Here is an 18,240-nt window from a genome sequence, read left to right as displayed (position 1 = left end):
GGATAACACATGTCTGTCTACGAAAAACTGAAAGCGCTCGATATCACCCTGGCCGCGCCAGCCACCCCGGCTGCCGCCTACGTCATGTACGCCCAAACCGGCAACCTGGTGTTCCTGTCGGGTCATATCGCCAAGCGCGCCGACGGCAGCGTGTGGGTCGGCCAGCTGGGCAAGAACATCGACACCGCCGAAGGCAAGGCCGCCGCGCGCGCCATCGCCGTCGACCTGATGGGCACCCTGCAAGCGGCCGTCGGCGGCGACCTGACCCGCGTCAAGCGCATCGTCAAAGTCATGAGCCTGGTGAACTCCACGGCCGAATTCACCGAACAACACCTCGTCACCAACGGTGCTTCCGAACTGCTGGGCGAAGTCTTCGGCGAAGCCGGCAAGCATGCCCGTTCGGCCTTTGGTGTCGCCCAGATCCCGCTTGGCGCCTGCGTCGAAATCGAACTGATCGCGGAAGTCGCGTAAGCGGGCGGCTCCTTATCCGGAGTCGTTCCTTTTATAAAAGCACGCCACAAGCGAGCTTGTTGAACAGCCGGCCGTGCCGGCACACATCTAGTGAGACATGTATGAAAATCGAAAACCCGAATCCGATCCAGTGGCGCTTCTCCGAACGCGCCGACCAGCTGCAATCGTCCTTCATCCGCGAAATTCTGAAGATCACCCAGCAGCCTGAGATCATCTCCTTCGCCGGCGGCCTGCCATCGCCGCTGACCTTCCCGGTCGACGAAATGAAAGCCGCCTTCGACAAGGTACTGAGCGAAAACGGCAAGGTCGCCCTGCAATACGGCCCGACCGACGGCTACCTGCCGCTGCGCCAGTGGATCGCAGACTCCCTCTCCACCAACGGCGCCAAAATCGTGCCGGAACAGGTGCTGATGACTTCCGGCTCGCAGCAAGCGCTGGATCTGCTGGGCAAAGTGCTGATCGACGAAGGCAGCCGCGTGCTGGTCGAGACCCCGTCCTACCTGGGCGCGCTGCAAGCGTTCTCGGTCTACCGTCCTGAATTCAAATCGGTCGACACCGACGAACACGGCCTGGTGCCGTCGTCGCTGGACAAAGTCGCCGCCGGTGCCCGCCTGCTGTACGCGCTGCCGAACTTCCAGAACCCGACCGGCCGCACCCTGTCCGTCGAGCGCCGCCTGGAGCTGGTGGAAACCTGCGCCCGCCTCGGCCTGCCGCTGATCGAAGACGACCCGTACGGCGCCCTGAGCTACAAAGGCGACCCGCTGCCGAAGATGGTGGCGATGAACCCGGACGGCGTGATCTACATGGGCTCCTTCTCCAAGGTGCTGACCCCTGGCATCCGCCTGGGCTACGTGGTCGCCCCGCTGCCGCTGGTGCGCCGCCTGGAACTGGCCAAGCAAGCCGCCGACCTGCACACCTCGCAGCTGACCCAGATGGTCGTGCACGAAGTGATCAAGGACGGCTTCCTGGGCCGCCACATCCCGAAAATCCGCGCCCTGTACGGCGACCAGTGCCAAGTCATGCTGGACGCGATGGCCCAGCACTTCCCGGCCGGCGTCGAGTGGACCAAGCCGGAAGGCGGCATGTTCATCTGGGTCACGCTGCCTAAGCACATCGACGCCATGAAACTGCTGGACGAAGCCATCGCCCAGAAGGTTGCCTTCGTACCGGGTTCGCCGTTCTACGCCAACGAGCCGGAGACCAACACGCTGCGCCTGTCCTTCGTCACCGTGGCGCCGGACCGCATCCGTACCGGCATCGAGATCCTGGGCAAACTGATCGCCGCCAAGATCTAAGTCGTCATACCTCGTGGGCGGCGTCCGCCGCCCACATCCCCCCCGCCGAAATACAACACTGCCGCCGCGACTTTATCACCAAAAGTCACGGAAACCGCGCAAAGCCATAGCATCCCATCAACATTAAGTAAGCCAATAGCATGCTGGCGTGGCATGCTTGCCAATTCCGAAGCAATCCTCGAAAAACAGCGGATTTTTTTTCACCCGGAGCGGGGCCGACGCGTTATGATTTGAACGGATAGTCACTTTCAAATCAGGCCAGCCTTTGTTCAACCCAGTCCCAAATCCCATCCTTGCCACGCGGCGCGATGCCGCGATACTCATAGTGGACGACGCGCCGGAGAACCTGAGCGCACTGCGCAAGCTGATGGTCCAGCAGGGCTACCAAACCTTTGTCGCCACGTCCGGCGAACGGGCGCTGAAGATCGCCCGCCGCGTCCATCCCGACCTGATCCTGCTCGACGTCATGATGCCCGGCATGGACGGCTTCGAAACCTGCCGCCAGCTCAAGAGCCACGTCGCCACCCAGGGCATCCCGGTGATCTTCATGAGCGCCCGCACCGAGACCGAGGACGTGGTGGCCGGCTTCGACATCGGCGCCGTCGACTACATCAGCAAGCCGCTGCGCATGGCCGAAGTGTGCGCCCGCGTGCGCACCCAGCTGCACATCCGCAGCAAGAGCGAGACCCAGGAAGAACAGGCCGAGCGCCTGCGCACCATCGTCAACAACATGGCCGAGGGGCTGCTGATCATCGAAGCGGACGGCCGCATCCAGTTCACCAACCCGGCCTGCGACAAATACCTGGGCTACCAGGAAAACGAACTGGCCGGCCGCGCCATCTCGGAGCTGCTCAATCCCCTGGTGGCGCAGGAATACCTGGACTACTTCGAACGCTACGCCGCCGCGCCGGAGACGGCGCACAGCCACGGCACGCGCGAAGTGATCATCCGCCACCGCAACGGCAGCTCGGTGTGCATGGACCTGACGCTGACGCCGATGTATCTGCGCCAGCCGCTGTTCATCGGCCTGCTGCACGACATCACCCATCACAAGCAATCGGAAGACGCGCTACAGCGCGCCGCGATGGTCGACCCGCTGACCAAGATCGCCAACCGCCGCCACTTCGACACCTTTCTGGAGAAGGAATGGCAGCGCTCCATGCGCAGCGGCCTGCCCTTGTCGCTGGTGGTGCTGGACGTCGACCACTTCAAGCTGTACAACGACACGCTGGGCCACCCGGCCGGCGACGCCTGTCTGCAGCAGGTGGCGCAGGCCATCGCCTCGCACGCGCTGCGCCCGACCGACCTGGCGGCGCGCTACGGCGGCGAGGAATTCGTGCTGCTGTTCGCCGAGACCGACGGCGACTCGGCCTACCTGCTGGCCGAATCGATCCGCGCGCATGTTGAGTCGCTGCAGATCCCGCACCCGCGCTCGACCACGTCGGCCTGGCTGACGGTGAGCATAGGGGTAGCGACGATCAAGCCGCACCAGCTGGACAACACCGAATCGCTGTTCGTCGCCGCCGACCGCGCCATGTACGTGGCCAAGGAAGGCGGCCGCAATCAGGTGCAAGCCACCCAGACCGGCAGCGCCGCGATGGAAGCGGTCAAAGCGCTGGTGATGCGCTGATATCTTGAATTATTGGGCGTTATCGGCACGCAGCCGCTGCGCGAAGACCTGTGCGGATTCGCGTAGCGCCGGCTTGGCGTCGCCTTGCGGGCGGACCATCGAACTGATGACGATGGCGACGCGCCCGTTCACGTTGAGCATCTCTGTGTATGCCCCGCCTGCGTCTTCGGGAACAAAGGCGCACACTCTATCCACTTCGTCGCACGTCAGTTTGGCCGCGCCCAGTTCGGCGGCGAAGCGCTTCTTGATGGCGGCAAACTCCTTCGCGTGGACGGCGATAGCCCCGGACCGCACGTCATCAAGCACCAGCACCATCTGGGCCGGACCTGGCTGATCGACGGATGCGCCGGCAGGAATAAACGCGCCGATAAACAGGCTGGTATTGACGGCCGGGTGCAGGCGCCTGTCGGTATTGGGGTCGATCAGCAATGGCTGCCACCCGGACGGCAAGGTCATCGCCAGCGAGCTGACAGGCGCGTTTCCGATTCTGAGTTTGCTGTCGCCGCGCGGCGTGCAATCAACGGTTGGAGCAAGCCCCTTCGGCCGCACGCGCACGGAAACCGACTTCACACTGCGCGGCTGTTTGGCCGCAGCCGCCTTGGCGCCGGCATCCGGGAACTCCCGGTCGATCAGCAGCCACTGATCCTCAATCCGATAGCGAACTTCCGAAGGCGCCCCCTTGGCTTCCCGGCTCACCGGGTCGAGCGGCGTCACGCGCAGCGTGTCCGCGCCAATCCGCTGATAGGCCGACAAGGTCTCCGTCAGGCCTGACGCGGCATGACAGCGCGAACGCACGAATTGCGCATCGTATTCGGTAACGCAGTCGCGGTTCTGGTCATTGAAAGACTGGTCGGCAAGCGTCACATGCACTTGCTGGTTGCGCCAGCAACCCAACAACGCATCATCGGCGCTGGCGGCAAAATGCGACAGCAGGAACACACACGCAACCAGAGGTTTCATCATCCACCACACATAAATTGTTATTCAATTTATATTATGCCACGAGGCGACATCAAAGCTGCTCAGGATAACCCGTGATATCGGCGATCTCCTGATACATCGGCTGCAGCTGCCGGTACATGTTCAGGTACACGCGCCGATACAGCTTGTCGTAGATCTGCCGGTTCGCCGCGATAGGCTGGAACACCCTGCCCGGCCGCGTCATCGCGCGCGTCGCGCTGTCGAAGTCCTTGTGCAGCCCCAGGCCCGCCGCGATCGCAATCGCCGCGCCCAGTCCCGACGTCTCGTACACATGCGCGCGCGCCGCCGGCAGGCCAAAGATATCGGCAGTGAGCTGCATCGCCGCATCGCTCTGCGAGCCGCCGCCGGCTACGCGCAACTCCGTCACCGGCACGCCGCTGCGCTTCTCGATGCGCTCCTTGCCCTCGCGTAGCGCGTAGGCCAGGCCTTCAAGGATCGCCCGGTACATATGGGCGCGCGTGTGCACATCGCCGAAACCGATCATCGCCCCCTTGGCCTCCGGCCCCGGCGTCCGGATGCCCGGACTCCAGTAAGGCTGCAGCATCAAGCCCATCGACCCAGGCGGCACCTCGTTCACCAGCAGATCGAACATCGCCTCCGGCGCCATGCCCTGCTGCGCGCCGGCCATCTGTTCGAAGTGTCCGAACTGCTCCTTGAACCAGTTCACCATCCAGTAGCCCCGGAAGATCTGCACCTCCGTACTGTAGGCGCCGGGAATGGCCGCCGGATAAGGCGGTATCAACGGCGTCACCTCGACGTATTTTTTAGTGGTGGTGTTGATGGTCGCCGTGGTGCCGTAGCTCAGGCAGGCGATGTGCGGCTCCAGCGCACCGGCGCCTATCACCTCGCAGGCCTTGTCGGCGGCGGCGGCCACCAGCGGCGTACCTTCCGGGATGCCGGTCGCCTCGGCGGCGGCGGCGGTGATCGCGCCGATCGCCGTGCCCGGCTCCACCAACTCCGGCAGCATCTCCTTGCGCACGGCCAGCGCCTCCCACTTCCAGTCGCGCGCGCCGGCCCACTTGTGGCGCTTGTAATCGAACGGCAGGTAAGCCACCTGAGAGCCGATGGAATCGACATGCCGTCCGCACAAACGGAAATTGAGAAAGCCCGACAGCAGCAGATACTTGTCGGTCCTGGCCCAGATGTCCGGCTGATGCTCGGCGATCCAGTTGATCTCCGCCTCGCGCCTGAAGTACTCGATAGTGCCGGACACGCGCGCCAGCTTGAACGCCGTGCGCCACAGGAAGCTCAAGGGCTTCTGCTTGCCCACGCGCCGCTGGTCCAGCCACGTGATCGCCGGCCGCAGCACCTTGCCGTCGCGGTCCAGGTTGACCACCGTGCCGCGCTGCGTCGTCACCGCCACGCCCTTGATGGCGGAACGCGGAATATCGGTGGATGCCCAAAGCTGCTGGCACGCCTGGCCGACCGCCTTCCAATAACCGTCGGCGTCATGCTCCGCCCAACCGGGATGATCGGAGAAGTAAGCCTGCAAATGCACCTGCGCCTTGGCGGCGAGGTTGCCGTTTAAATCGAACAGCAATGCGCGCACGCTCTGGGTGCCGTTGTCGATGGAAAGAAGGTATTGGTCGGCCATGTCGCTCTAGTCTCGTTATGTTTGCCCGTACTTATGCGGGCAGACTGTAATGGGTATTCCATAATGCCAGATAGGCTGCCTGCTCGGCATCCCATCGCTCGTCGCTCCAGCCCAGCTCCGGCTGACAGATGGCGCGTATGCGGCCGAGGATATCCACGCCGCCGCCGCGCAGCTGGATGCCGAGACGACTGCGGCGCAGCATCAAGTCCTCCAGCTTCTGTACCGACTCGCAGCGGGCCGCCCAGCGCAGCTGCGCCCAGATGGTCTCCGTCCCCGCGATCAGCGCCAGTTCGCCCGGCTGTGCGGCCGCGATCAGCTCCTGCGCCAGCGCGCCGTAACGGCCTTGCAGACGCCGCGCCTGGCCCGCCGGCAGATGCCGTTGGTAAGGCAGGCCACGCGCCGCCGTCGCACCGGCAGCCGCGCCGAACACCGGCTGCGGCTCCAGCTTGTCGCGCCACTCCGGCAGCAGCGTCGCCGCCAGCTTGAGCGCATCGAGCGCGATCACGCGGAACGTGGTCAGCTTCCCGCCTGTCACCGTCAGCAACCCGTCTTCCAGCCACAGCGCATGGTCGCGTCCCTCCTTCGACGGATCGGCCTTGCCGCTGTCGATCACCGGGCGCACGCCGGCATAGCTGGCGATCACGTCGCGCTCCTGCAAGCCTAGCTGCGGGAACTGGTCGTGCACCGCCGCCATCAGATAATCGACTTCGGCCCGCGTAATCGCAGCCTCGCGCGACAGATCGTCCTTGTGATCCACATCCGTGGTGCCCACCAGCGTCACGCCCTCCCACGGGAAGGCGAACACCGGCCGCCCATCCAGCGGATGCATCAAACTGATCGCCTGCGCCAGCGGCAAGCGCCAGGCAGGCAGCACCAGATGGCTGCCGCGCAAAGGCCGCAGCCGAGGCTTGGCCGCAGCGGCCTTGCCAGACGAGGAGCCTTGCGTACGCAAGCCGTCCGCCCACGCACCGGTCGCGCTGATGACCAGCTTCGCGCGCACCTTGTGCACCGCGCCGCTCACGCCGTCGCGCAGCCTCACGCCGCGAACCCCACCGCCATCCACCCGCAGCAGCGACTCCGCTGCCATGTAATTGACAGCCACGCCGCCAAGCTGCTGCGCCTCCTGCAGCACGCGCATGACCAGCCGCGCATCGTCGGTCTTGGCATCGGTGTAGACCATGCCTCCCTTGAGCCCAACAGTCGACACATTCGGCGCCAGCGCCCCGAACTCGTTCAATCCAAAGTAATGCCGCCCCTTCTGCCCCGCCATCCGGTCGTAGATCGCCAGCCCAAGCAGGAACATGCGCTTGCCCGGTTTGCGCCCCTCGTAATCGCCGAACGCAAAGCTCTGCGGTTCCACCAACCCGGCCGCATGCTGCAGCAGATGCTGCCGCTCCTGCACCGACTCGCGGGTCAGCGCAAACTGGCCCTCCTTCAGATAGCGCAAACCGCCATGCACCAGCTTCGAAGACCGGCTCGACGTACCCCAGGCAAAATCGCGCTGCTCCACCAGCAGCACCGTCAACCCTCGCCGCGACGCTTCCAGCAATATCCCCGCACCGGTGATGCCGCCGCCGATCACGATCACATCCCACTCGCGCGCCAGCAGATCCGTCAACGCGGAGCGCCCGCCATTGCGCCAGTGCGCCGTCATGGCAGCAGCTTCCCTGGGTTCATGATCTGCTGCGGATCGAAGTGGCTGAACAAGGCCTGCATCGCCGCCAAGCCCAACTCGCCCTTCTCCGCCACCAGATACGGCGCATGGTCGCTGCCCACGCCGTGCTGATGGCTGATGGTGCCGCCGTTTTCGACGATCGCCATGCTCACCGCATGCTTGAGCGTGCGCCAGCGCGCCAGGTCCTGTTCATAGTCGCCGGCCAGCCGGTACACAAAGGTCGAATAAACGCTGGCGCCCTGCACATACAGGTGCGACAAGTGCGTGTAGGCGTGCACCTTCTCGCCGTACTGCGCCAGCGCATCGGCGGCCGCCGCCTCCACCGCCTGCATCATCGTGCCGACGCGCGGCCAGTCCACCGCCGTCTCCACCGTATCGATCGCATAGCCGTGCTGCCAGGCCGCGTTGCGCAGGTAGACGTTGCGGAAGCGGTTCTGCTTCCACTTGTCGCCCATCTTGCGGCCGATATGCACGCCGCCGTGCGGCGCCACCAGCACCAGCGCATCCCGCAGCGCCGCCTTGGCTGCGGCCTTGCGTCCGCTCACGCCTATCATCAGCATGCACTTGCCGTCCTTGCAGCCGCGCCAGGACAGATAGCGCTCCAGCGCCGAGATCAATTTCTTGTGGCCGGCCAGCGCCAGCATGGTGGTCGTCTCCAACGGATTCGACAAACGCAGCATCGACAGCGACAACCCCGCCTGCACCACCTGCCGCACCGCAGTCTCCGCCGCCTCCCAGCTCGGGAAGAACACCGCATGGAAAGCCTCGTACTCCGGCAGCGGCGTCACGCGCACCGTGGCCTCGGTCAGGATGCCCAGTCGCCCTTCGGAGCCCAGCACCACCTCGCGCAGGTCCGTGCCCGCCGCCGACGCCGGGAAGGTCGGGATATCCAGCGTGCCAGCCGGCGTCTCCACCTTGCCGCCCCTGAACATCTGCTCGATGCGCCCATAACGCAGGGATTGCTGGCCGGACGAACGCGTCACCACCCAGCCGCCCAGCGTCGAATACTCGAACGACTGCGGGAAGTGGCCCAGCGTGTAGCCGCGCGCGCGCAGCTGCGCCTCCAGGTCCGGCCCGAACACGCCGGCGCCGAAGGTCGCCAGCTGCGATTCGGTATCGAGGTAATGCAGCTGGCGCAAGCGCGTCAGGTTCACCGACAGCACCGGCTGCGCGCCTGCCGGCGCGGTCAAGTGCCCGGCCACGCTGGTGCCGCCGCCCTGCGGTATCAGCGCCACGCCGAACTGCTGCGCGTAATCGATCAACTCCCTTACCTGCTCGGCGCTTTCCGGGTAAGCCACGCCATCCGGCGCCGTGCCGATCACGCCGTAGCGCAGGCGCAGCCAGTCCGGCAGGCTCTGGCCCAGCGCGCTGCGCAGCCGGACCTCGGGGGCCGTGTCCACCAGCGCGTGCGGCGGCAGCCGCGAAGGCGCGATCTGCGCGCAAGCCTGTTCGAACGCCGCATCCGCCACCGGCAAGCCCCTGCCTATGCGCTGCGCCAGAAAGCCCAGCGCATCGTCATTCAGCGCAAACTCTATCGTATCGTCACCCCAACCGTTCCAGCGTCTCATTGTTTTCCTGTCTGCGTAGCGGAGCGCTTGCTATACTGGCGCGCACCGAGTTTCAATGACAACAGAATAAGATAACGAACCCACCTGGTATTGCGCTTTCATGACATCCGCCTTGTTCGATCATGCCAAGCCCGCACGCTGACCTGACGCGCCGCGTGGCCGGCTCCTATCTGCAGCCCCTGCTCGAAGCGGCGGCAGCGCGCGGCGTCACGGCCGCGGCGCTGGAGCACGCAGCCGGCATGCCGTCCGGCGCCCTGCAGCCCCTGCCCGACTCGCTGCACGCCGACGACTACGTACGCCTGCTCGACATCGGCGCCCAACTGGCCAGCGATCCGCATTTCGGCCTGCACGTGGGGGAGCGCGTCAAGCTGGGCACCTACAGCGTCTACGGCCTGATTTTGCTGAGCTGCCGCGACTTCGGCCAAGCCTTCGAACAGACCATGCGCTACGAGCAGCTGGCGCACGACCTTGGCCGCTCGGCCTTGACGGTGGCGGACGGCGTGGCCCACTACACCTGGCACAGCAACTACGGCCCGGCCCAGCGCCACCTGGCCGACAGCGTGTTCGCCGGCATACGCGTGTTCGGCAACTGGCTGGCCGGCGTCACGCTGCCCGCCGCGCAGCTGACCCTGACCCACGACGGCGGCGCCCCCGCAGACCGCGACGAATATGTGCGCGTGCTGGGCGCCATGCCAGCCTTCGGCGCGGCGGCCAACGTCGCCAGCTTCGACGCCGCCCTGTTGGCCTACCCGGTGCCGAACGCCGACGTCAGCCTCTACCCGGTGCTGCAGCAGCACGCCGAACAGCTGCTGCGCCAGCGTGCGCAGCCCGACAACGCCATCACCCAGCAGGTGCATGCCGCCATCGTCCGCAACCTCGCCCACGGCCAGGTGCGGCTGGCGTCCATCGCCGAAGAATTGAAACTGTCGCCGCGCACGCTGCAACGCAAGTTGAGCGAGGCCGGCGCGACCTTCCAGCAGATCCTGGACCAGGCCCGCTTCGCGCTGGCCAAGGACTATCTGCGCCAGCCGGAACTGAGCCTGGTGGATATCGCCTTCCTGCTGGGCTACCAGGAGCAGAGCGCGTTCAACCACGCGTTCAAGGAATGGGCCGGCGTCAATCCCGGCGCCTATCGTGCCTAGATCGCGTTGCCCTTGACCCGGATGAAGGGCCCCAGGCATTTGTCGGTACGCCGCTCCACGCACATCAGGAACATGTCGCCGCTGGGATGGAATAGCAGATAGGTGGTGGACGAATGTCCCACCTCGCTCACATCGCCAAGGCAATCGCGCTTGCCGTTATCCTTGACGATGGTGTCGACCTCCTTGTAGAAGCCGTCCTTGTCCGGCTGGTCGCTGATGGAGAAGGTGGACTCGGCCACCTCCTCGTTGCTGAACACCAGCGTGGTGCCGTCGCTGCGGATGCGGTAGGTCTCGCTGCATGAACCATCGGGCATCGTGATCCGCCAGGTGCCGATGACGGGATGGCTCTGCCGCACCGGCGGCGCCGCTTCGGCGGCCGACATCAATACCGCCGGCATCGCCAGCACCGCCACCACCCGTCTCAGACGCAAGTTCATGGCCCACCTCCGCATATGCTATTTCTCGGCCACCGCCTTCATATTGGCCAGGCCGGCCTCGAAGTCCTTGCCTATCATGCTGTCCATGCTCACCACGAGGCCCATCAACTTGGTCATGAATTCGCTGGGGCCGGACATGGTCCAGCTCACGGTGGTGATATCGCCCTTGGTCTCCAGTGCGAACACGGTCTGGCAATGCGATTCGAACGGCTTCAGGAAATCGAGCTTGATATCGACCTTGGCCGGCGTCAGGCCGGTGATCTCCATGCGGCCGGAGCCGACCTTGTCGTCGCCATCCCATGCGTAGACCGCGCCCTGGTCCTTGGGAGCGCCGCTGAAGGTGCGCTTCATGGCGGGGTCCAGCTTTTCCCACGGCGACCACGACGTCCAGTTGTGGAAGTCGCTGATCAGCGGCAGGATCTTCTCGGCCGGCGCCTTGATGGCGATGGTGCGCTGCACGCGATAACTGTCCGGCTGCATGGCGGCCAGGCCCAGCACGATCAAAACCAGAACGACGACACCGATGGCGATCTTCTTCAGCATGATTTTTCCCTTTTTTTAAGACGCGGATGGACGCTGCATGTCTAGCCTATCATGTTTTTTTGATCAGTCGCACTGGCAATGCGCTCGGCGTCATCGTAAAGGTGAAGCGCTCCTCGACCGGCGCCGCGCCGGGCACGCGCTCGATCTCGAAATTCTTGACCAGCATCGCCATCGCCATCTTGATCTCGGCCATCGCCAGATAACGGCCCGGGCAGAAACGCGGCCCGCCGCCAAAGGGGAACAGCTTGCGCGCCGGGTCGTCGCCGCTGCCGTGGGCGCCCTCCAGCCAGCGCTCCGGCTGGAAGCGTTCCGGCTGCGCCAGTTCGCAGTCGCGCTCGGAGGCTTGGCGCAGCAGCAGGAAGATCACCGTCCCCTTCGGCACCGACAGGTCGCCGACCACCGCATCCTCGTTCGGCTGGGCCGCCATGATGGGCGCCACCGGCTTCAGGCGCATGGCCTCGCGCGTGGCGGCGTCGATGTATTTCAGGTGCTCCAGATGATGGTAGTCGTCCAGCACGGCCTTGGCGCCGAGGACTTGTTCCGTCTCCGCCGCCATGCTGCGCGCGGCCTGCGGATGGGTCGACAGGAAATCGATCAGCCAGGCGGTCGTGTTCGAGGTCGTGTCCTCGCCGGCGAACACCATGGTGATCGCATTGCCGACCACCGCCTCGTCGGTCAGGCCGGAATCCGGCTCGTCGCGGGCGACGATCAACGCTTCCAGCATATTGGACGGCTTCTGGCGCAGCGCGGGATTGCGCTCGATGCGCTTGCGGGCCTCGGCGATGAAGCCGAAGATGGCGCGCTGGATGCGCTCCGCCGCCGCAATCGCCTCATGGTCGTCGGCCCGCCGCAGCACCGACACGCGCCAGTAGGCAAACGGCGACGTCAGGCGCTTGGCCACCAGCTTGAAGAGGAATTCGATATCTCGCTGCAGCGGATGCTCTTCCAGCTCCAGCGTGTTGATGTCCTGCCCCATCGCCAGGCCGATGGTCACGTCCAGCGTATAGGCCTTCAGGTCGCGCAGCACGTCGACCGGCCTGCCGGCGGCGATGGCCGTCTCCCAGCGCAGGCGCAGGCGTTCGGTCAGTGCGGTCAATGTGGGGAAAAAGTTATGGATCACTTCCGGCGTCAGCGCGCGCATCACCAGCTTGCGCTGGCGCCGCCAATCCTCGCCCTCCGCCGTGAACAGCCCGCGCGTACCCACCTCGTTGAGCGCATCGGCGGTGCGGCTGGAGCGGCGCATCGCGTCGGGACGGTCGCGCAGCAGGCTGGCGATCAGTTCACGGTCGGACGTGACGACGATCTCCTTGCGCAGCACGCGGAAGCGGTACATGGGGCCGAACTCGCGGCCCCACCCCTCCAGCACCTGATGCAAAGGCTTGCGATTGATATCGCGCACATTCCCCATCAACAGCTGCGCTTTCGGCGCGGGCAAATCGGCGATGCGGCGCAGCGGTGGCGGCGCGACGGACGTCAGTTCCATGGTGTTCCCCCATTCGATTAGTCTCCGGGTACACTATACCCCGAAATGTTGCCGATCTACTCACTCAACCGGGGAAACCGATGCTATCGCATATCTATGTGGGGACCAACGACTTCGAACCGGCGTTCGCCTTCTACAACGCGGTGATGACGGAGCTGGGCACGCGCCTGCGCTTCAACGATGCATCCAAGCCGTGGGCAGGCTGGCAGCCGGCCGAAGGTGCGCGGCCCTTGTTCATCATCGGCAAACCGTACGATGGCCAGCCGGCCGCCTGCGGCAACGGCCAGATGACGGCCTTCATGGCGCCGTCGCGCGAGGCGGTCGACCGCGCCCACACCGCCGCGCTGGCGAACGGAGGCCGCTGCGAAGGGGCGCCCGCTTTGCGTCCGCACTACCACGCCAACTACTACGGCGCCTACCTGCGCGATCCGGAGGGGAACAAAATCTGCGTGGTCTGTCACGACGCCGTATAAGGAACCGCCCTACAGCATGAGCATCACAAACTACGAAGGACTGCGCGTGGTCTTGCGACCCGGCCCGCTGCCGAATACCTACGAATTCGTCGTCGAGAATAACGGCAACTTGTTATTGTGGGATGTACAGTTAGACGTCTACCCGCTGCTGGGACCCGGCGCGTTCGGGTTGGACGACACGCATATGCATGCGGTCCCCGAACATCAACGCACAGCGACGATCGACTCTCTTGCCCCGGGCGCCTCGGTCTGCATAGCGCAGGAAACCTGGATCAATCGGGCCAGCTTTAAAGTGACGGCAAAACGCAAGCTACTAAGCGGCACGTTCTCGACATCACAAGGTGGAGGGCCGCGATGGGGGCTGCGGGCCGATTTCGTCATCGCCCCGCCGATTTTGCGCGATCGCTGAAAGCGCCTCGCCAGCTTCTTTAACGACTCGCAGGAATCGCCAAAGGCCGCACATACTCCAGCAAGCTAGTGAGCGTTTTCCCCGGCTCCTCCCACGGAATCATGTGCGCCGAGCGCTCGAACCAGACTCCCTTTTTATAGGGCGCATCCACCTGCTCCAGCCACGCTGCAGTGGGTGCCGAGGGCGTCGTGTAGTCGTGGCGGCCCATGAACATCACCACCGGAATCGGAAACTTGTGCACCTGCTTGTAGTCGACCTGCAGGAACTCCGGCAGGATCCGGTCTAGCGTGAACAGACTGCCCTGATCGACCGCGCTCGCTGACTTGCAGTCGTATTCAGGAGACAGCAAGGGCGCGTCAAAATAGTACTTCGCGCCGCCATCCCGATACGCACTCAGGCCGCCGTAAAACTGCGGCCACTTCCTGGCGATGATGATGCGCTCCCGCGTGATCGGCGTATTGCCCGGATACGGCGCGATGGAATTGAGCTCCGCGATCGCTTCCGCATTGTTATGCGCCCGTGCCTGGTCCAACCCGTACTGAAAACTGAGCCGCTCGTTGTCGGGCGTGTTGATCACCTGGCCGATGCCGACGTAGGCATAAAACAGGTCCGGCCGCACCAGCGCGGCCTTCATGCCGATGACAGTTCCCCAGCTGTGCCCCATCAGGATCACCTTGCTCTTGCCGTAACGCTGGCGTATGAACTCGGCGACCTCAATGGCATCCTTGACGTAGCGGTCGATGTGGATGCTGTCGCTGATCTCTTCGGGCTTGGCCTCCAGATAAGTCTTGCCAGCCCCACGCTGGTCCCAATTGACCACTGTGAAATACTCCTCGATCGGCCGCTGGAACTCCCAGATGCTCGGCGTCAGTGGCGCCGCAGGGCCACCGTGCAGGAACAGGATGACAGGATTGGACCTATCCTGCCCGCGCACGTTGAGCCACTGCTTGATGCCGCCGATGGTCGTCGTGTACGACTCATCGACGCCGCCCGGTGCGACGATGCGCTGAAGGTCGCGCACAACCGCCCTCGCCTGTTCATATGACTTCCCGGCCGGGCACTCCTGGGCCTTGACCTGAGGGTAAAGCGTAACAAGACACAGCAAAACAACAGCGTATATTCTCATCGTGACAGTTCCAGCAAAGGACAAGGTATCAGGCCAGCGCTTCCTTCGCCGCTTCCTCAGGCGTCAAACCCTCGTAGAACTGGTCGGTGAACCACTCGACCTGCTCTTCGATATGCTCCTGCGCTTCTTCCTGCGTGGCGCCGCCCTTGACCAGGAAGCCCTCCACTTCGATACACCAGTTGATCAATTCCAGGGTTTCCGGATCCAGCTCTTCTTTTTTCTTTGCCATGATTTACCTCTACATCGGTTAGTACAAGCCGCCAGTGTAACAGGCGGCCCGCCTACTTCGCCGGATACAGCACCACCTGCACGTAGTTGTTCATGTCGAAATAGCGCCGCGCCGTCTCCTTCAACTCCGCAGCCGTCAGCGCCGTCACGCGCGATTCATAGGTCAGCACCTCGGCCGGATCGGACTGATTGACGAAGGCGTTCATCATCACCGCCATCCAGTAGCCGTTCTCGCGCAGGCCGTTACGATAGTTCTTCAGCCACGTCGCCTTCACCTTCTCCAGGTCCGCGTCCAGCGCGCCGCGCTCCTTGATCTTGTCGATCTCCGCAAACGTCGCCGCCAGCACCTTGTCGACATTCTCCGGCGCGCAAGGCAAGGTGGCCGTGACCGCGTAGTGCTGGTACGGGATGCGCTCAATGCCGCCGCGTATGCCGCCGCTGTACATCGCCCCCATCTTCTCGCGCAGCACCTCGATCAGTTTGATATTCAGCACCTCGATCAACGCCTGTAAGCGCATGCGCTCCTGCGCGGAGAACTGCGTCTCGCCTGTGAAGGACAGCGAGATCGTGCTCTTCGGCTCCGAACCCGCGTGCACTTCCTTCTTGACCACGCCGCGCACCGGCCGCACACCCTCGTCCTTGAACGCCACGGGAATGTCGCCCACCGGCAGGCTGGCCAGATACGTGGCGATCAGCGGCTTGACCTTCTCGACATCGAAACTGCCCGCCATGAAGAAGGTGAAGCCCTTGGCGCTGGACATGCGGCTGCTGTACAGGTCCACCGCGCGGTCCATGCCCAGCTGGTCGAAATCGGCCGGCTTGGGCGCACGCTGCACACGCGGGTTGTTGTTATACAGCGTAGCCGTGATCGTATCGCCCAGGATCGACTCGGGCCGCGCCAGGTTGTTCTTCGCCAGTTCGCGCTGACGGTCCACATACGCGCTGTAGATGGCGGGATCTTTGCGCGGCTGCGTCATGTTCAGATACAGCAGCTGCAACATCGTTTCAACATCGCCCTTGCCGGAAACGCCGCTCGCCATCTCGTTAAGCGAGCTGACACTCGCACTGGCGCCCGCCGTCTTCCCGGCCAATACCTTCACCAAATCGCTCGGCGTGTAGTTCTGCACGCCCATCTGGTGCACGATATTGCTGGCGTAGCGGGCGCTGAACAAATCCTGGTCGCCCAGCAGCGACCAGCCGCCGAAACGCAAGCCCGTCACGATCACCTGGTCGTTATTGAAGTCGGTAGGCTTCAACACCACCTTCACGCCGTTGCTCAGCACAAGCTCGGTGAATCCCAGCTTGGCATTGACGGTCTGGCTGACGATGCTGCCGGCCTTGGGCGGAACCGCCATCAGCTGGCTGGCGTACACCTTCTCCTCCCGCGCACTGACGCTGATCTTTTCGGCGGCGCTGGCCACGGCCAGCAGCTCATCAGCCTTCGGCGTGAGCGCGTCCGCCGCAGCGGTGCCGGAGTAGACCACCAGCTTGTTCTGGCTATCGGGGATCGCTGCGCGCGCGGCGGCATTCACCTCCGACAGCGCGATGCCCGGTATCAGCTCGTTGGCGTAGCGGTACTCCGCAGCGATGCCAGGGATGCTTTCCTTGTCGAGGAAGTTGCGGATGTACTCCGCCGCGTAGCCGGACGAATCGGACTTGTCACGCTCGTTGTACATGCGCTCGAAATTGCGCAGCAGGCCTTTCTTGGCGCGTTCCAATTCGGATTCGGTAACGCCGTACTGGCGCGCGCGCTGGTCTTCCTGAACCAGCGCGTTGATGGCCGGCGTCACGCCGCCCTTGCCCAGCACCGCACCCGCGACGAAGGAGCGATAGCCGCGCATCACGCCACTCATACCGCTAAAGCCTTGCAGGAACGGCGGATTGGCCTGCTGCGTCAACTCATGCATGCGCTGGCCGAGGATGAAACCGTAGATATTCTCGATCATCTTCTGCCGGTAATCGGCGATCGTGGTGCCGGGCTGCCATGACTGAATCGGATAGCGGATGAAGACCGAATTGGTGCCGATCTCCTTGTCGGTAAAGACCACGCCCTCAGGCTCTGCGCGCTCCGGAATCCTGGCATACTCGCGCGGCCGCTCGTTCTGCGGATTTTTCAACTTCCCGAAATGCTGCATGATCAGCTGCTCGGCATCGGCCGGCTCGATATCGCCGACCACCACCACCGCCATCAGGTCCGGCCGATACCAGTCGCGGTAGAAGCGCTTGATGGCGTCGTACTTGAAGTTCTTGAGGATGTCCTCTTTACCGATCGGCAGCCGCTGCGCATAGCGCGAACCGTTCAGCACCTTCGGCAGCACCACCTTGTTCATGCGGTCGTCCACTCCCTTACCCAGCCGCAGCTCCTCCAGCACGATGCCACGCTCGCTGTCGATATCGGCATCGTTGAAGGACAGCCCGTGCGCCCAATCCTCCAGCACCTGGAAGCCCTGCTCCACCACCTCGCGCTTCTCGGTCGGTATCGGCAGCACGTACACGGTTTCGTTGAAGGTGGTGTAGGCATTCAGGTCGGCGCCGAACTTCACACCTATCGTCTGCAGATAGGACACCAGCTCATTGCGCTTGAAATGGGTCGAACCGTTGAAAGCCATATGCTCGGTGAAGTGGGCCAGGCCTAGCTGGTCCTCGTCCTCCAGGATCGATCCCGCCTTGACCACCAGCCGCAGCTCCAGCTTCTTCTCGGGGCGGCCGTTCTTTTGCACGTAGTAGGTCAAGCCGTTGGGGAGCGTGCCCACCTTGACCTGCGGCCCGATGGGAATCTGATCGCTCAAATTCAGCGGCGGCTGATCGGCGGCTTGCGCTATGAGAGTACACGCCAGCAGAACGGCGGCGGTGGCGCTACGCATTGTCATCAGCTTCATACCCATTGCATTTTTAGGAAGGAAAAAAGCTACCTTACACCGAAATTCTTAATTTGGGCTAGAATCCTTGCTCGCCTGCCAGCCGGCAGGTTTTAACGACGTCTTCGGGGCGGGGTGCGATTCCCCACCGGCGGTAAGGCCAGCGATGGCCAAGCCCGCGAGCGCCTTTGCAATCCATCGCAAAGGGTCAGCAGATCTGGTGTGACTCCAGAGCCGACGGTATAGTCCGGATGAAAGAAGATGTGCGGTGACGCGGCCTCCCGCCCGAGCGATCGGTGTGGCGGGCCGCGCGTATTCGCTTGCCCT

The 18,240-nt window shown here is 64.0% G+C and carries 16 protein-coding genes and 1 riboswitch; of the genes, 6 read left to right on the top strand and 10 right to left on the bottom strand.

Going from position 1 to position 18,240, the window contains the following annotated elements:
- Positions 1-9 precede the first annotated feature (9 nt).
- The 3 genes from GEV01_RS08525 to GEV01_RS08515 all read left to right on the top strand — a co-directional run bounded on the left by GEV01_RS08525 (position 10) and on the right by GEV01_RS08515 (position 3,396).
- Positions 10-471 carry a RidA family protein gene (locus tag GEV01_RS08525; protein ID WP_152803395.1) on the top strand — a complete coding sequence of 154 codons (462 nt, stop codon included), beginning with the start codon at positions 10-12 and terminating at the stop codon, positions 469-471.
- 101 nt (positions 472-572) lie between these two features.
- Positions 573-1,766, top strand: coding sequence for an aminotransferase-like domain-containing protein (locus GEV01_RS08520; protein WP_008450111.1), 1,194 nt, complete (start codon positions 573-575; stop codon positions 1,764-1,766).
- Positions 1,767-2,091: 325 nt separating this feature from the next.
- Positions 2,092-3,396: a diguanylate cyclase domain-containing protein gene (locus GEV01_RS08515; protein ID WP_051077422.1), complete on the top strand. Its 1,305-nt coding sequence runs from the start codon at positions 2,092-2,094 to the stop codon at positions 3,394-3,396.
- Between the two features lie 9 nt (positions 3,397-3,405).
- On the opposite strand, the gene GEV01_RS08510 is transcribed toward GEV01_RS08515, so the two are convergent.
- From GEV01_RS08510 to GEV01_RS08495, 4 genes are read right to left on the bottom strand one after another with little or no spacing between them, the layout of a single operon-like run.
- Complete coding sequence (locus GEV01_RS08510) at positions 3,406-4,359, bottom strand: hypothetical protein (protein WP_152803394.1); 954 nt, start codon at positions 4,357-4,359, stop codon at positions 3,406-3,408.
- Positions 4,360-4,408: 49 nt separating this feature from the next.
- Entirely contained in the window at positions 4,409-5,971 is a 1,563-nt protein-coding gene (locus GEV01_RS08505) for an FGGY-family carbohydrate kinase (RefSeq protein ID WP_152803392.1), read from the bottom strand.
- A gap of 31 nt (positions 5,972-6,002) precedes the next feature.
- Complete coding sequence (locus GEV01_RS08500) at positions 6,003-7,625, bottom strand: glycerol-3-phosphate dehydrogenase/oxidase (protein WP_152803390.1); 1,623 nt, start codon at positions 7,623-7,625, stop codon at positions 6,003-6,005.
- Positions 7,622-9,214 (bottom strand): FAD-binding oxidoreductase, encoded by a 1,593-nt coding sequence (locus tag GEV01_RS08495; RefSeq protein WP_152803388.1) that lies wholly within the window; start codon positions 9,212-9,214, stop codon positions 7,622-7,624. Before GEV01_RS08495 ends, GEV01_RS08500 begins: the two co-directional genes overlap by 4 nt.
- 122 nt (positions 9,215-9,336) lie before the next feature.
- On the opposite strand from GEV01_RS08495, the gene GEV01_RS08490 reads away from it, so the two are divergent.
- The gene (locus tag GEV01_RS08490) at positions 9,337-10,356 is read left to right on the top strand and encodes an AraC family transcriptional regulator (RefSeq protein ID WP_152803386.1); all 1,020 of its coding nucleotides are present in this window, start codon (positions 9,337-9,339) and stop codon (positions 10,354-10,356) included.
- Here the strand turns inward: GEV01_RS08490 and GEV01_RS08485 are convergent.
- From GEV01_RS08485 to GEV01_RS08475, 3 genes are read right to left on the bottom strand one after another with little or no spacing between them, the layout of a single operon-like run.
- Positions 10,353-10,793 (bottom strand): hypothetical protein, encoded by a 441-nt coding sequence (locus GEV01_RS08485; RefSeq protein WP_152803384.1) that lies wholly within the window; start codon positions 10,791-10,793, stop codon positions 10,353-10,355. The two genes, GEV01_RS08490 and GEV01_RS08485, sit on opposite strands and share 4 nt — an antisense overlap.
- Before the next feature lie 18 nt (positions 10,794-10,811).
- Positions 10,812-11,336, bottom strand: coding sequence for an SRPBCC family protein (locus GEV01_RS08480; protein WP_152803382.1), 525 nt, complete (start codon positions 11,334-11,336; stop codon positions 10,812-10,814).
- Positions 11,337-11,385: 49 nt separating this feature from the next.
- Positions 11,386-12,819, bottom strand: coding sequence for a cytochrome P450 (locus GEV01_RS08475; protein ID WP_152803380.1), 1,434 nt, complete (start codon positions 12,817-12,819; stop codon positions 11,386-11,388).
- An 80-nt stretch (positions 12,820-12,899) separates the two neighbouring features.
- Between GEV01_RS08475 and GEV01_RS08470 the strand changes: the two genes are divergently transcribed.
- Together GEV01_RS08470 and GEV01_RS08465 are read left to right on the top strand one after the other, a co-directional pair.
- Positions 12,900-13,292, top strand: a complete 393-nt coding sequence (locus GEV01_RS08470; RefSeq protein WP_152803378.1) for a VOC family protein — start codon at positions 12,900-12,902, stop codon at positions 13,290-13,292.
- A gap of 16 nt (positions 13,293-13,308) precedes the next feature.
- Entirely contained in the window at positions 13,309-13,701 is a 393-nt protein-coding gene (locus GEV01_RS08465; protein ID WP_152803376.1) for a hypothetical protein, read from the top strand.
- A 19-nt stretch (positions 13,702-13,720) separates the two neighbouring features.
- On the opposite strand, the gene GEV01_RS08460 is transcribed toward GEV01_RS08465, so the two are convergent.
- From GEV01_RS08460 to GEV01_RS08450, 3 genes are all read right to left on the bottom strand, one after another.
- Positions 13,721-14,722: an alpha/beta fold hydrolase gene (locus tag GEV01_RS08460; protein WP_328595464.1), complete on the bottom strand. Its 1,002-nt coding sequence runs from the start codon at positions 14,720-14,722 to the stop codon at positions 13,721-13,723.
- A gap of 133 nt (positions 14,723-14,855) precedes the next feature.
- Entirely contained in the window at positions 14,856-15,056 is a 201-nt protein-coding gene (locus tag GEV01_RS08455) for a hypothetical protein (protein ID WP_008450136.1), read from the bottom strand.
- A 52-nt stretch (positions 15,057-15,108) separates the two neighbouring features.
- Positions 15,109-17,934 carry a M16 family metallopeptidase gene (locus tag GEV01_RS08450; RefSeq protein ID WP_235914283.1) on the bottom strand — a complete coding sequence of 942 codons (2,826 nt, stop codon included), beginning with the start codon at positions 17,932-17,934 and terminating at the stop codon, positions 15,109-15,111.
- Between the two features lie 96 nt (positions 17,935-18,030).
- A riboswitch (FMN riboswitch) is annotated at positions 18,031-18,180 on the top strand.
- Positions 18,181-18,240 lie beyond the last annotated feature (60 nt).

Source organism: Rugamonas rivuli (genome assembly GCF_009380165.1).
Taxonomy (GTDB): Bacteria; Pseudomonadota; Gammaproteobacteria; order Burkholderiales; family Burkholderiaceae_D; genus Rugamonas; species Rugamonas rivuli.
The sequence above is the reverse complement of the archived record's forward strand: the minus strand, read 5'-3'. Positions and strand labels throughout refer to the sequence as shown.

What these genes read in the sequence shown, in the direction of transcription:
- GEV01_RS08490 (WP_152803386.1), top strand. Translation starts at nt 9,337, where the DNA reads ATGCCAAGCCCGCACGCTGACCTGACGCGCCGCGTGGCCGGCTCCTAT.
- GEV01_RS08475 (WP_152803380.1), bottom strand. Translation starts at nt 12,819, where the DNA reads ATGGAACTGACGTCCGTCGCGCCGCCACCGCTGCGCCGCATCGCCGAT.
- GEV01_RS08465 (WP_152803376.1), top strand. Translation starts at nt 13,309, where the DNA reads ATGAGCATCACAAACTACGAAGGACTGCGCGTGGTCTTGCGACCCGGC.
- GEV01_RS08450 (WP_235914283.1), bottom strand. Translation starts at nt 17,934, where the DNA reads ATGAAGCTGATGACAATGCGTAGCGCCACCGCCGCCGTTCTGCTGGCG.
- GEV01_RS08455 (WP_008450136.1), bottom strand. Translation starts at nt 15,056, where the DNA reads ATGGCAAAGAAAAAAGAAGAGCTGGATCCGGAAACCCTGGAATTGATC.
- GEV01_RS08505 (WP_152803392.1), bottom strand. Translation starts at nt 5,971, where the DNA reads ATGGCCGACCAATACCTTCTTTCCATCGACAACGGCACCCAGAGCGTG.
- GEV01_RS08510 (WP_152803394.1), bottom strand. Translation starts at nt 4,359, where the DNA reads ATGATGAAACCTCTGGTTGCGTGTGTGTTCCTGCTGTCGCATTTTGCC.
- GEV01_RS08500 (WP_152803390.1), bottom strand. Translation starts at nt 7,625, where the DNA reads ATGACGGCGCACTGGCGCAATGGCGGGCGCTCCGCGTTGACGGATCTG.
- GEV01_RS08495 (WP_152803388.1), bottom strand. Translation starts at nt 9,214, where the DNA reads ATGAGACGCTGGAACGGTTGGGGTGACGATACGATAGAGTTTGCGCTG.
- GEV01_RS08480 (WP_152803382.1), bottom strand. Translation starts at nt 11,336, where the DNA reads ATGCTGAAGAAGATCGCCATCGGTGTCGTCGTTCTGGTTTTGATCGTG.
- GEV01_RS08520 (WP_008450111.1), top strand. Translation starts at nt 573, where the DNA reads ATGAAAATCGAAAACCCGAATCCGATCCAGTGGCGCTTCTCCGAACGC.
- GEV01_RS08470 (WP_152803378.1), top strand. Translation starts at nt 12,900, where the DNA reads ATGCTATCGCATATCTATGTGGGGACCAACGACTTCGAACCGGCGTTC.
- GEV01_RS08525 (WP_152803395.1), top strand. Translation starts at nt 10, where the DNA reads ATGTCTGTCTACGAAAAACTGAAAGCGCTCGATATCACCCTGGCCGCG.
- GEV01_RS08485 (WP_152803384.1), bottom strand. Translation starts at nt 10,793, where the DNA reads ATGAACTTGCGTCTGAGACGGGTGGTGGCGGTGCTGGCGATGCCGGCG.